Consider the following 13,387-nt stretch of genomic DNA (forward strand, 5'->3'; position numbering starts at 1 on the left):
AACCCGGAACCTCGAGATTCCGGGTTCGATGCTGCGCATCGCCCCGGAATGACGATGACCTAAATCCCTTCCTCGTTGAACTTGCTCTCGACGAGTTCGGTGATCGCGGCGAGCGCGGCTTCGGCATCGGTACCGGCGGCGGATACCGTGATCGTCGTGCCGGGACCGGCGGCGAGCATCATCAGGCCCATGATCGAAGTGCCGCCGACGGTCTCGCCGCCGCGCGTCACCCACACCTGCGCGTCGAAGCGCTCGACTGCCTGGACGAACTTCGCGGAGGCGCGCGCGTGCAGGCCGCGCTTGTTGATGATCAGGAGATCCTTGGAGATCGCGCCCGCGGGCACGCCTGTCCCCGCTTGTGGCGCCTCCCCGCTCATTTGCCGGCGAGCACGCGACTGGCGATGGTGACGTATTTGCGGCCCGCTTCCTGAGCCATCGCGATCGCGTCGGGCAGCGAACGCTCCTCGCGCACCTTGGCGAGCTTGACCAGCATGGGAAGGTTGATCCCTGCGAGCACTTCGACCTTGGGCCGGCTCATGCAGGATATTGCCAGGTTTGACGGCGTGCCGCCGAACATGTCGGTGAGGATCGCAACGCCGTCGCCGGAATCGACGCGATTGACCGCCTCGATGATGTCGCTTCGGCAGAGATCGGAATCGTCTTCGGCACCGATCGTGATCGCTTCGATTTGCTTTTGTGGACCCATGACATGCTCAAGCGCTGCCTTGAATTCGTCGGCAAGGCGCCCGTGGGTCACAAGTACTAGACCAATCATCGGAAAACTCCTCGCGGGCGCTTTTGGTGCACCGCACGAACGCGCCACTTTGACCATCCAGAGCCCCCGCGCAAGAGGGGATGTTGCGTATCTCCCTGAATATAGACGGATGGATAACGGGAGCTGCGCCGGTCTATTCGGTCGCGATACTGGGGTTCATATGGTTACCATTTCCCTTCGAACAATCGCCGGTAGGGTTAACGGAAGATGAACTCTTGGTAGTGGTCAAGGCCGCAACAACCAGGGGGAGGGGCGAATGGTCGCGGCCGACCGGGACTCGCGGTATTTCGACACCAAAAATGCTGGTTTTCAACGATTCCGCCGCAGGCAGGCGCTCCGCGTCCGTCGCGTCCAGATCGACCACGAGACCGACGGTCGCATGCTCCACGAAGTCGCAGCGACGGATTCCCAAACCCCGGATCTCGATCAGGCCAGCCAATACCGGCGCGGGGCGCACCTCAATTTCATGGCCGACTGTCGCCAGATGGACACGGTCATCACCGACCAGAACGGCCCTTTCGACCACGCCCGAGCGTCCCGCCATGATCAAATCAAAGGCAAGGCGCGACTTGCCGGAGCCCGACGGCCCGCGGATCAGCACCGCCAGAGATCCGACCTTGACGGCGGAGGCGTGGACGCTGGGCCCGCCGTCGCTCATAGGGCCGGCAGCCTGACCACGAAGCGCGCGCCGGCAACCGTCGGAGCCCCGTCGGCATCCAGCGGGCCAGGGCGGTTCTCCGCCCAGATGCGTCCGCCATGGGCGTCGATGATCTGCTTGGAGATCGACAGGCCGAGGCCGGAGTTCTGGCCGAAACCCTGATGCGGACGGTCGGTGTAGAAGCGCTCGAAGATGCGCTCAAGCGCGTCGTCGCGAATGCCGGGGCCGTCGTCGTCGACCACGATCTCGATCTCGCCGCGGACGCGGCGGCAGGTGAGACGCACCTTGCTGCCGGCTTCCGAGAACGATTGCGCGTTGGAGAGCAGGTTGGAGACCACCTGCCCCAGCCGTGAATCATGGCCGCTCACGGCGAAGGAGTCGGTCGGGCTGCGGCCCTCGAAGCGCGTCTCGACCGCGACGTCGTGGCCGAGCTTGGTCTCATTGGCGACGGACACCAGTGTCGTCAGCAGGCGGCGCAGATCGACGGGGATCGCATCCTGGCGCTGCAATTCGGCATCGAGGCGGCTGGCGTCGGAGATGTCGGAGATCAGCCGGTCGAGCCGCTTGACGTCGTGCTCGATCACCTCGAGCAGGCGCGCGCGGCTGGTCTCGTTGCGCGCCAGCGGCAGCGTCTCGACCGCCGAGCGCAGCGAGGTCAGCGGGTTCTTCAATTCATGGGCGACGTCGGCGGCGAACATCTCGATCGCCTCGATGCGGCTGTAGAGCGCGCTGGTCATGTCGCGCAGCGCGCCGGAGAGGTGCCCGATCTCGTCACGGCGGCGCGTGAAGTCGGGAATCTCGATGCGGGCCTTGATGCGGCGGCGGACGCGCTCGGCGCTGTCGGCGAGCCGGCGCACGGGTCCGGCAATCGTGCTCGCGAGCAGCAGCGACAGCATGATCATGACGGCGGCGGCGACGCCGCCGACCTTCAGGATGGCGAGGCGCTCGGCGGTGACCATCTGGTCGATGTCGTCGCCTTGCGTCGACAGCATCAGCGCGCCGTGGATCGCGCGCGAGCGCAGCACCGGGACCGCGACCGACACGATCACCTCGCCGCGTGCATTGACCCGCACCATCGAGCGTTTCTGGCCCTGCAGCGCGTCCCCCACCTCCGCATAGCCATTGCCGTTCTCGGGCCCGAGCTCGCGATAAAGCGGCAGGTCGCCGCGGTTCAGCCAGGTGCGCACCGCGACCATGCCGCGCTCGACGAAACCGGGCTTCTCGGCCGGAGGCGGCAGATCGAAGCGCAGAACGTTTTCGAGGTTGCGGCTGTCGAGCAGCAGGCTGCCGTTCGGATCATAGATGCGGGCGCGCGTCTTGGTCGGCGAGATCAGCGTGCGCAGCACCGGCGCCACGCGCTCCGGATTGATCGGGAAGTCCAGCGGCGAATACTCGTCCGAGCCGCCATAGGTCTCGCCCGGCTTGAGGTCGAGCAGCCGGTCGGGGTCGATGGTGATGGCGTTGGTCTGCACGGTCGCGGAGGCCGCGATCGCGCCGGCGATGATCTCGGCCTGCACCAAAAGGCTCTGCGCGCGCGCGTCGATCAGCCCGGCGCGGAATTGCGACAGGTACAGGATGCTCGCCACCAGCGCGACGAGGCCGGCAAGGTTGAGCGAGACGATGCGGCGGGTCAGGCTGGAGAAGGACAGCGCGAAGAAGAACTGCCCGGCGCGCTTCAGCCAGTTCAGCGGTCGCCAGCCCTGCGGCTTTTCATCGGTGACGTGCTCCGGAACGCCGTTGGATGCAAGATCCCCGGCGCTCTGGTCTGAGTCAGGCTGCGTTCGGTCAAGCAATGCTCACGCCCGCGTTAGGACAGCTCGTGCGAAGGTCCGCGCATCCTAGAGCGATCCTGGTCCCGATGGAACGAGAACCGGAGATGACATCGATCTTCGTGAAGGGCGCCTGCCGCCTCAGGCTTCCTTGAAACGGTAGCCGACGCCGTAGAGCGTCTCGATCATCTCGAACTCGTTGTCGACCACCTTGAACTTCTTGCGCAGCCGCTTGATGTGGCTGTCGATGGTGCGGTCGTCGACATAGACCTGGTCGTCATAGGCGGCGTCCATCAGCGCGTTGCGGCTCTTCACCACTCCGGGCCGGGTCGCGAGCGCCTGCAGGATCAGGAATTCGGTGACGGTCAGCGTCACCGGCTCGTTCTTCCAGGTGCAGGTGTGGCGTTCCGGATCCATGCGCAGCAGGCCGCGGTCGAGCGCCTTGGCGTCGTTCTCCTTCGGCGCGACGGTCGGGTCCTTCGGCGCCGAGCGGCGCAGCACCGCCTTGACGCGCTCGACCAGCAGGCGCTGCGAGAACGGTTTGCGGATGAAGTCGTCGGCGCCCATCTTGAGGCCGAACAGCTCGTCGATTTCCTCGTCCTTGGAGGTGAGGAAGATCACGGGCAGGTCGGATTTCTGCCGCAGGCGGCGTAGCGTCTCCATGCCGTCCATGCGCGGCATCTTGATGTCGAGGATGGCGAGATCGGGCTGGGTGGTGCGGAAACCGTCGAGCGCGGAGGCGCCGTCGGTGTAGGTCATGATGCGGTAGCCTTCGGCTTCCAGCGCGATCGAGACGGATGTGAGAATGTTGCGGTCGTCGTCGACCAAAGCGATTGTGGGCATGAGCCTCTGCTTTCTGCTTTCCGTTTGGGTCGTGGCTTGAAACGGCGAGCAATCCAGTGATGCGCCGCATACATACATGGGTGCCGAAGTTGGCGTTCGAACCTTGTCACCGAGCAATGCAAGCTGGGCTGAAGTGTGACCAAGTTCCACGAAACGCGGCAGATTCGCCGCATCTCGACCCATAACCGGGCTCTCGTTTACCCGAAACAAGGCCCCTCATGCAACCACCTGACCAGAGAAAGCCGATGCAACCGACTCCCGATTTCGACCCCGGAAAGCTCGCCAAATCGCTGCTGCGGCGGTCCCGGCAGGGGGCCCTGGCGACGCTGATGACCGGCAGCGGCGATCCCTATTGTTCCCTGGTCAATCTCGCCAGCCATCCCGATGGCTCGCCGATCCTGCTGATCTCGCGCCTCGCCGTGCACACAAGGAACATCCTCGCCGACAGCCGGGTCTCGCTGATGCTGGACGAGCGCGTGGCCGGCGATCCCCTGGAAGGCGCCCGAATCATGCTGTCCGGCCGGGCGGAGGAGGCCGATGCCGGCAAGGCTCTGCTGCAGCGACGGTATCTCAATGCCCATCCATCGGCGGAGGGCTTTGTTTCGTTTAAGGATTTCGCCTTCTTCCGGATCCGTCCCACGGGGACCCATCTGGTCGCCGGCTTCGGCCGGATCGTCGACCTCGGGCCCGATCAGTTTCTCACGGACCTCACCGGCGCCGAGGACCTGCTGGCGGCGGAAGAGGGCGCCGTCGAGCACATGAATGCCGACCATCGTGACACCATGAACCTCTATGCAACGAAGCTCCTTGATGCCGCCGAGGGCGACTGGCGCTGCACCGGCTGCGACCCCGAGGGCCTCGACATGCAGGACGGCCAGACCACGCTGCGGCTGGACTTCCCGGAGCGGGTGACGGATGGCACGGCGCTGCGCAAGATGCTGGTCCGCCTCGCTGGTGAAGCGCGCATGAAGATGGTCTAACGCGCAAGCCCTTGAACGCTGTCCCCCGCCGCGGCGACTCAACACCGTAATGGTTCGAGGCCGGCCGCGAGAGGGTTCATGACACGCTGTCGTTTGACGCTGGTTGCAGGGTTGGCGCTAGCGATCACTGCATCGCTTGCGACGCCGGCCCTTGCGCAGAAAGGTCTCGCCGCGGAGAGCGCGCAGCTCAACGCGCTCATCGGTGCCGGAAAATATTCGGAAGCGCTGCCGTTCGCGCAGGCGATGGTCGCCAGCCTGGAGAAGGACAACGGACGCGATCTCTCGGCCGCGTTGAACAATCTCGGCCGGGTCCATGCCGGTCAGGGGCGGGACGATCTGGCTGAGCCGCTCTACAAGCGCGCGATCGCACTCATGGAAAAATCGCTCGGCCCCGACAACGCCCTGGTTGCGGCCGAGCTGACCAATCTTGCCGCGCTCTATCAGCGGCAGGGTCGCTTCGCTGAGGCCGAGCCGCTGTTCAAGCGTGCACTTGCCGTCCGCGAGAAGGCGCTACCGCGCGAGCATCCCGACATCGGTCAATCCCTCAACAATATCGCCACGCTCTACGCCAAGCAGCAGCGTCCGGCCGACGCCGAGCCGCTGTTCCGCCGCGCGCTCGCGATCTATCAGAAGGCCGCCGGTCCTGAGCATCCCGCGGTCGCAACCGTCCTGAACAACATCGGTCAGGTCGATCGCGACCTCAATCGCGACGCCGATGCCGAAGCTCCGATCAAGCGCTCGCTCGCGATCCGCGAAAAGGTGCTGGGGCCGGAACACCCCGATGTCGCGCGCTCGCTCAACAATCTCGCCGGGCTCTACCAGCACCAGAAGCGCCATGCCGAGGCCGAGCCGCTCTATCGTCGCGCCCTGGCGATCCGCGAGCGTGCACTCGGGCCGGATCATCCCGATGTCGCGACTTCGGCGAGCAATCTCGCCCATTTCCTACAGGCGACGGGACGCACCGCGGACGCTCTGCCGTTCGCGCAGAAGACGCTCGCCGCCGATCGTGCCCAGTTGCGCGTGGTGCTGCCGATCCTGTTCGCTGCCCGGCAGCAATCGCTGCTGACGAACGACAGGGCGCTCGATGACGCACTCGGTGCGATCCAGCGCGGCACGCAATCGTCCGCCGCCTCCGCCGTGAACAAGCTCGCAGTGCGGCTGGCCGCCGGCAGCGACCGGCTCGCGGAGCTCGTGCGCAAGGATCAGGATCTCGCGACCGAGTCCGAAGCGCTCGACAAGGCGATCGTCGCCGCGGTGTCGAAGCCGCCCGCCCAGCGCGACGTCGCGGCCGAGCAGCGCAGCCGCGCGCGGATCGCGGCGATCGCAAGCGCGCGCAATGGATTGCAGAAGACGCTCGCCGTCGAGTTTCCCGACTATGCTTCGCTCTCCAACCCGCTGCCTTTGACGGTGAAGGAGATCCAGCCGCTGCTCTCGGCCGACGAGGCGATGGTGATCTACTCCGTCGTCGACAGCCAGAGCTATGTCGTCGCGATCACGCGCGAGGGCGTCGACTGGAAGGAGATTTCTCTCGGAGCGGATGCGCTGGCGCAGAAGGTGGCCGCCTTCCGCAGGGGGCTGGATGTCGGCAAGGCGCTCGATGCCTCCGGCAAATCGGGACTGTTCGATCTTGCGCTCGCGAGTGAGCTTTATGCCGCGCTGCTCGGCCCGGTCGAGGCGCTGACGAACGACAAGCGCAACCTGCTGATCGTGCCGTCGGCCGCGCTGACCGCATTGCCGTTTCATCTGCTGGTCACGGAGAAGCCGCAGGCGGCGATCCCGGACAGGCCCGAAGGCTATCGCGATGCCGCCTGGCTGCTGCGGCGGCAGGCCGTCTCGGTACTGCCGTCGGTGATCAGCCTGAAATCGCTGCGCGCCTTTGCCCGCAGGGACCACGGCGTCAAGCCGATGACCGGTTTCGGCGATCCCGTGTTCAACCCTGCCGCCGAAGGTCCTGCCGACCGGCGCGCCGCGAGCGGCAAGATCGCCGCGCGCAGCATCGCGACGATGGCCTATGCCGAGTTCTGGCGCGGCGCAGGCGTCGATCGCGCGCGGTTGGCGCAGGCGCTGCCGCAGCTGCCCGACACCGCCGACGAGCTGAATGCGGTGGCGAGGGACGTCGGCGCCGCCGCGGCCGATATCCATCTCGGACGCGATGCCAGCGAAACGACGCTGAAGCGTGCAGCGCTTGCCCAATACGGCATCATCTATTTTGCCACCCACGGCCTCGTTGCCGGCGACGTCAAGGGACTGGGCGAGCCCTCGCTCGCACTCTCCATTCCGGATCAGCCGTCGGAGCTCGACGACGGTCTTCTCACCGCGAGCGAAGTGGCCCAGCTCAAGCTCAACGCCGATTGGGTGGTGCTGTCGGCCTGCAACACCATCGCGGGCGACAAGCCCGGCGCCGAGGCGCTGTCGGGATTGGCACGCTCGTTCTTCTATGCAGGGGCCCGCGCGCTGCTGGTTTCGCATTGGGCCGTGGATTCGGAAGCTGCCACCCGCCTGACCACATCGACGTTCGCGCTGCTCAAGAACGAACCAAGGATCGGTCGTGCCGAAGCCTTGCGCCGTGCGATGTTGGCCTATCTCGACGACGCCTCGTCGCCGCGCAATGCCTATCCTGCGATGTGGGGGCCGTTCGCACTGATCGGTGAAGGTGAGGTCAGGTAGGATTGCGCTGCGGCGATTGTGCATCGCAATAACCCCGAGTAACGCGCAAACGTGCATTTGGTTGCGCGATCATTCGTACTTTTTCGCCGCGGCTGCTCAGAGCTGTCATGCGCGACGTTTGGCGCGGTCCTTGAATAAACCAAATCCTGCGGGATCAGCTTGGCAAGGCCAGCGTTCATGATTATTACGTCGTTCAGCCGAGGCCGAACGGCCCATTGATCAAGGTGACCGTGGTGGCGCCAAACTTGTCGCGCTGAGTGTCGCGGGTTCTAGGAGGATTCTTTCGTGCAAGAGACGGGCGTGCGCAACGGTGCCTTCGGCGCCGACAAATTCGGCTTAAAGAATCTCAAGCAGGTGCACTGGAATCTCGGTGCGCCGCAACTCTATCAATACTCGCTCGCAGCGGGTGAGGCGGTGCTGTCCGCTGACGGTGCGCTCTGCGCCGACACGGGCGAGTTCACCGGCCGCAGCCCGAAGGACAAGTTCACGGTCCGTGACGCCACCACCGACAAGAAGATGTGGTGGGCCGGCAACCAGTCGATCACGGCAGAACAGTTCGAGACGCTCTACCAGGACTTTCTCAAGCACGCCGAAGGCAAGAAGCTGTTCGCGCAGGATCTCTACGGCGGTGCCGACCCGGCCTACCGGATCAAGACGCGCGTCTTCACCGAGCTCGCCTGGCACTCGCTGTTCATCCGCACGCTGCTGATCCGCCCCGAGGCGATCGAGCTGTCGACCTTCGTGCCGGAGCTTACCATCATCGACATGCCGAGCTTCCGCGCCGATCCCAAACGCCACGGCTGCCGCTCGGAGAACGTTGTCGCGATCGACTTCGCCCGCAAGATCGTCCTGATCGGCGGGTCTTATTATGCCGGCGAGATGAAGAAGTCGGTCTTCACCACGCTGAACTACTACCTGCCCGAGCGCGGCGTGATGCCGATGCACTGCTCGGCCAATGTCGGCGCCAAGGGCGACACCGCGATCTTCTTCGGCCTCTCCGGCACCGGCAAGACCACGCTGTCGGCCGATCCCAACCGCACGCTGATCGGCGACGACGAGCACGGCTGGGGCCCGAACGGCGTCTTCAATTTCGAGGGCGGCTGCTATGCCAAGTGCATCAAGCTGTCGAAGGAGGCGGAGCCCGAGATCTTCGCGGCATCGACCCGCTTCGGCGCGGTGCTCGAGAACTGCGTGCTCGACGAGGACACAAGGGTCGTCGATTTCGACGACGGCTCCAAGACCGAGAACACGCGCTCGGCCTATCCGCTCGACTTCATCCCGAACGCCTCGCGCACCGGCCGTGCGCCGCAGCCCAAGAACGTGGTGATGCTCGCCGCCGACGCCTTCGGCGTGCTGCCGCCGATCGCAAAGCTCTCGCCGGCGCAGGCGATGTATCACTTCCTCTCCGGCTACACCGCCAAGGTCGCGGGCACCGAGCGCGGTCTCGGCAACGAGCCGCAGCCGGAATTCTCGACCTGCTTCGGCTCGCCGTTCCTGCCGCTCGATCCCAGCGTCTACGGCAACATGCTGCGTGACCTGATCGCCCAGCACAATGTCGATTGCTGGCTTGTCAACACCGGCTGGACCGGCGGCAAGTATGGCGTCGGCTCGCGCATGCCGATCAAGGTGACGCGCGCGCTGCTCACCGCCGCGCTCGACGGTTCGCTCCGCAACGTCGAATTCCGCACCGACAAATATTTCGGCTTCGCGGTCCCGACCGCGCTGCCGGGCGTGCCTCACGAGATCCTCAACCCGGTCAACACCTGGAAGGACAAGGAGGAGTTCGACAAGACGGCCCGCGCGCTGGTCGGCATGTTCCAGAAGAACTTCGCCAAGTTCGAAGCCCAGGTCGACGCCGAAGTGCGCGCCGCCGCGCCGGACTTGAAGCTTGCGGCGGAGTAAGCGCTCTGTCTTCAATGCAACGGGGCGGCCGCGAGGCCGCCCTTTTTGTTTTGTGGCGCGAGCGCGAACCGCACCCTCGGTGTCGTCCCCGCGAAGGCGGGGCCCATAACCCCAGGGAGAAGTTGTTGCGCGAGCTGGCAACGCCGAGTCCTCGTCAAACCACATCCTGTGGCTATGGGGTGCCGGATCTGCGCTCCGCTTCGCTGCGCTTGTCCGGGACGACGAGTGTGGCTACGCCTTGAAATACGCGATCTGTGTCGTGGTCGCGAGCAGCCGGCCCTTCGGCGACCACAGCTCGGCGTTCTGGTCGGCGTAGCTCTTGTGCATGATCTTGGAATCCGCCGTCGCGAGCACGCGCGTGATGTCTTCCGCCGCGAGCTCTGCGCTGTCGGTGTGGAAATAGGTCGTCAGCGACACCGTGCCGAACGGCACCAGCTCGCGGCGCGCGTGGAAGATGCGGCCGAAGAAGGCATCGGACATCGACATCAGCGACAGCATGTCGAGCTTGCGCGGCGTGCGGTCGCTGATCCAGATCTTGGAGTAGGTGCTGGCGAGCTCGGGCTGCGGCGGGCCGATGCGCATCTCGCCCTCGACGAAGCGGAATTCGTACTGGTTGGCCCACGACGCCGATATTTTGGGAAACGGCATCGTCTCCTCGAACGGCTTTGTTTCAGGATATTGCGCCACCCGGTGTTCCCAGGATGGCCGCCGCTCGGCGAACACCGCGGTGGCGAGCGTCGCGACCTCGCCGCCGCCCTGGCTGAGCTCGACGCTCCAGTGCTGGCTGGAGCGGTTGGCCTTCACCAGCCGCACGTCCAGATCGAACGGGCCCTTGGCGATCGGCGCGCAGTAATTGACGGTCAGCGCGAGCGGATCGCCGGCGGCCTGCGGATGCTCGATCAGCGCCCGCAAGATGGTGGCGGCGGTGGCGCCGCCGAACGGCCCGACGAAGGCCCAATAGTCGTCGCTGGTGTGCCCCTGCCAGCTCGAGTCACCGGCGGTGACACGCGTGGCCTCGTCGAAGGGGTGCGGGAGCTTGGCGTGCATGGGAGTCCTCGGTGTCTCCCCGCCGTCATTGCGAGCGCAGCGAAGCAATCCAGACTGTCTCCGCGGAAAGATTCTGGATTGCTTCGCTGCGCTCGCAATGACGGGGTTCGAGGTGGCGGCGTCGGTTCACCGACCCCGCTTTGGGGATGATGGCAATCATATCATCATCCGCCCTGCGAGATGCAATAACCTCGCAGGTAACGCCGTTTCACGCCGCGGAAAATCAGCCCGCGGCGTCGCGCAGATCCGGCAGCAGCGGCGTGGTCGGATTGACCGGCACGTTCCAGATCTCCTCGGCATATTCGCGGATGGTGCGGTCGGAGGAGAACCACGCCATGCGCGCGACGTTGAGGATGGAGGCGCGGGTCCAGGCCGACGAGACCAGCCAGCGCGCATCGACCGCACGCTGCGCCTCGTAATAGGAATCGAAATCGGCGCTGACCATGTAATGGTCGAGATAGCGCAGCGCATGCGCGATGGATTCGAAGCGGCCGGGATCGCCGGGCGAGAACTCGCCGGCGCCGATCGCGTTGATGGCGCGCTGCAGCTTCGGCGAATTGCGGACCACGTCGGAGGCATCCAGCCCCTGCTTGCGCCGGATCATCACGTCGCCGGCCTCCATGCCGAAGATCGCGATGTTCTCCGCGCCGACATGGTCGCGGATCTCGATATTGGCTCCGTCGAGCGTGCCGATGGTGATGGCGCCGTTGAGCGCCAGCTTCATGTTGCCGGTGCCGGAGGCTTCCATGCCGGCGGTGGAGATCTGCTCGGAGAGATCGGCTGCGGGAATGATCACCTCGGCGAGGCTGACATTGTAGTCGGGCAGGAACACGACCTTGAGCTTGCCGCCGATCGCGGGATCGTTGTTGACGATTTCGGCGACGTCGTTGATCAGCTTGATGATCAGCTTGGCGTAACGGTAGCTCGCCGCCGCCTTGCCGGCGAAGATCTTCACCCGCGGCACCCAATTGCCGTTTGGATCGTCCTTGATCGCCTGGTACAGCGCGACCGTCTCGATGACGTTGAGCAGCTGGCGCTTGTACTCGTGGATGCGCTTGATCTGCACGTCGAACAGCGCGCCCGGGTCGACCTTGATGCCGAGCCGCTCGCCGATCAGGCGGGCGAGCTGTGTCTTGTTGTGGTGCTTGACGCTGCGGAATTTCTTCTGGAACTCGACGTCGCTGGCGCGCGCCTCGATCAGCGAGAGCTGGGTGGGATCGTCGAGCACGGCATCGCCGCAGGTCTCGCGCAGCAGGTCGGTCAGCTTCGGGTTCGCCAGCATCAGCCAGCGGCGGAAGGTGATGCCGTTGGTCTTGTTGGTGATGCGGCCGGGATAGAGATGGTTGAGGTCGTGGAACACGGTCTCGCGCATCAGGTCGGAATGCATCGCCGAGACGCCGTTGATGCGGTGCGAGCCGACGAAGGCGAGCTGGCCCATGCGCACGCGGCGGCCGCTCTTCTCGTCGATCAGCGAGACCGAGGCGCGGAAGTCGATGTCGCCGGGGCAGCGCGCCTCGGCGAGCGCCAGGTGCTGCACGTTGATGCGGTAGATGATCTCCAGATGCCGTGGCAGCAGCCGCTCGAACAGCTCGACCGGCCAGGTCTCCAGCGCCTCGGGCAGCAGCGTGTGGTTGGTGTAGGAGAGTGTGGCGACCGTGATCTTCCAGGCCTCGTCCCAGCGGAAATTGTGGAGGTCGACCAGGATGCGCATCAGCTCGGTGACGGCAAGGCTCGGATGGGTGTCGTTGAGCTGCACTGCGACCTTGCCCGCGAGGTTGCGCAGCTGGCCGTCGGAGGCGAGATGCCGTTTCACCAGGTCCTGAAGCGAAGCCGACACGAAGAAATATTCCTGGCGCAGCCGGAGCTCGCGGCCCGCCGGGCTCTCGTCGTTCGGATAGAGGAATTTGCAGATCGCCTCCGCCCGCGCCTGCTCGGCGCTGGCGCTGACATAGTCGCCCTTGTTGAAGGCATCGAGCTTCAACGGATCGGGCGAGCGCGCCGACCACAGCCGCAGCGCATTGACGTGATGGCCGCGCCAGCCGACGATCGGCGTGTCATAGGCGATCGCCTGCACGGTCTCGCCCGGATGCCAGATCGCGCGGTCGCGGCCCTTGTCGTCGACATGCTCGACGCCGCCGCCGAAATTGACGTCGTAGATCACCTCGGGCCGCTGCAATTCCCAGGGGTTGCCGAAGCTCAGCCATTCATCGGGATATTCCTGCTGCCAGCCCTGATTGATGATCTGGCGGAACAGGCCGTAATCGTAGCGGATGCCGTAGCCGATCGCGGGAATCGACAGCGTCGCCATGCTCTCCATGAAGCAGGCGGCGAGGCGGCCGAGGCCGCCATTGCCGAGCGCGGCGTCCGGCTCGCATTTGCGCAGCTCGGGCAGCGAAACGCCGAGATCGCCGAGCGCGACCTCGAAGATCTTCAGCAGCCCCATGTTGTTGAGCGCGTCGGTGAACAGGCGGCCGATCAGGAATTCGAGCGAGAGATAATAGACCCGCTTGCGTCCCGCATCGTAGCTGTGCTTCTCGGCCGTCAGCCAGCGATGCACGATGCGGTCGCGCAGCGCCAGCGCCGCGGCCTGGTACCAGTCGTGTTTCGTCGCCATGCCCGCATCCTTGCCGATGGCAAGGCGCAGCTTTGCCAGGATCGCGCCCTTGATCTCAGCAAGCGCGAGTTCGTCGATGGGCTGTCCGGGGGCCGGAGAACTGGGTTGGAACGATGAATCCTGCAAAGCCGT

At 65.3% G+C, this 13,387-nt stretch carries 10 protein-coding genes; 3 read left to right on the forward strand and 7 right to left on the reverse strand.

Features of this window, described 5'->3' with window-relative positions; all coding sequences use genetic code 11:
- Positions 1-59 precede the first annotated feature (59 nt).
- From XH96_RS04000 to XH96_RS04020, 5 genes are all read right to left on the reverse strand, one after another.
- Positions 60-377 (reverse strand): HPr family phosphocarrier protein, encoded by a 318-nt coding sequence (locus tag XH96_RS04000; RefSeq protein ID WP_028178574.1) that lies wholly within the window; start codon positions 375-377, stop codon positions 60-62.
- On the reverse strand, positions 374-775 hold the full coding sequence (locus XH96_RS04005; RefSeq protein ID WP_024339151.1) for a PTS sugar transporter subunit IIA: 402 nt from the start codon (positions 773-775) through the stop codon (positions 374-376). Before XH96_RS04005 ends, XH96_RS04000 begins: the two co-directional genes overlap by 4 nt.
- 133 nt (positions 776-908) lie before the next feature.
- Positions 909-1,433, reverse strand: coding sequence for an HPr kinase/phosphorylase (locus tag XH96_RS04010; protein WP_194391157.1), 525 nt, complete (start codon positions 1,431-1,433; stop codon positions 909-911).
- On the reverse strand, positions 1,430-3,226 hold the full coding sequence (locus XH96_RS04015) for a sensor histidine kinase (RefSeq protein ID WP_194391158.1): 1,797 nt from the start codon (positions 3,224-3,226) through the stop codon (positions 1,430-1,432). The genes XH96_RS04010 and XH96_RS04015 overlap by 4 nt, the downstream gene beginning before the upstream one ends.
- Positions 3,227-3,343: 117 nt before the next feature.
- Entirely contained in the window at positions 3,344-4,045 is a 702-nt protein-coding gene (locus XH96_RS04020) for a response regulator transcription factor (protein WP_008542552.1), read from the reverse strand.
- Between the two features lie 245 nt (positions 4,046-4,290).
- Here XH96_RS04020 and XH96_RS04025 point away from each other — a divergent pair, with 245 nt between their 5' ends.
- The 3 genes from XH96_RS04025 (at position 4,291) to XH96_RS04035 (ending at position 9,594) form a co-directional block, all read left to right on the forward strand.
- On the forward strand, positions 4,291-5,025 hold the full coding sequence (locus tag XH96_RS04025) for a HugZ family protein (RefSeq protein ID WP_194391159.1): 735 nt from the start codon (positions 4,291-4,293) through the stop codon (positions 5,023-5,025).
- A gap of 78 nt (positions 5,026-5,103) precedes the next feature.
- The gene (locus XH96_RS04030) at positions 5,104-7,692 is read left to right on the forward strand and encodes a tetratricopeptide repeat protein (protein ID WP_194391160.1); all 2,589 of its coding nucleotides are present in this window, start codon (positions 5,104-5,106) and stop codon (positions 7,690-7,692) included.
- A 285-nt stretch (positions 7,693-7,977) separates the two neighbouring features.
- Positions 7,978-9,594: a phosphoenolpyruvate carboxykinase gene (locus tag XH96_RS04035; RefSeq protein WP_194391161.1), complete on the forward strand. Its 1,617-nt coding sequence runs from the start codon at positions 7,978-7,980 to the stop codon at positions 9,592-9,594.
- A 231-nt stretch (positions 9,595-9,825) separates the two neighbouring features.
- Here the strand turns inward: XH96_RS04035 and XH96_RS04040 are convergent, their stop codons facing one another.
- Positions 9,826-10,641 carry an acyl-CoA thioesterase II gene (locus tag XH96_RS04040; RefSeq protein ID WP_194391162.1) on the reverse strand — a complete coding sequence of 272 codons (816 nt, stop codon included), beginning with the start codon at positions 10,639-10,641 and terminating at the stop codon, positions 9,826-9,828.
- Positions 10,642-10,864: 223 nt separating this feature from the next.
- On the reverse strand, positions 10,865-13,381 hold the full coding sequence (locus tag XH96_RS04045) for a glycogen/starch/alpha-glucan phosphorylase (RefSeq protein ID WP_194394028.1): 2,517 nt from the start codon (positions 13,379-13,381) through the stop codon (positions 10,865-10,867).
- Between the last annotated feature and the right edge of the window lie 6 nt (positions 13,382-13,387).

The sequence above is a fragment of the Bradyrhizobium sp. CCBAU 51765 genome (assembly GCF_015291725.1).
In the GTDB taxonomy this organism is placed as follows: Bacteria; Pseudomonadota; Alphaproteobacteria; order Rhizobiales; family Xanthobacteraceae; genus Bradyrhizobium; species Bradyrhizobium liaoningense.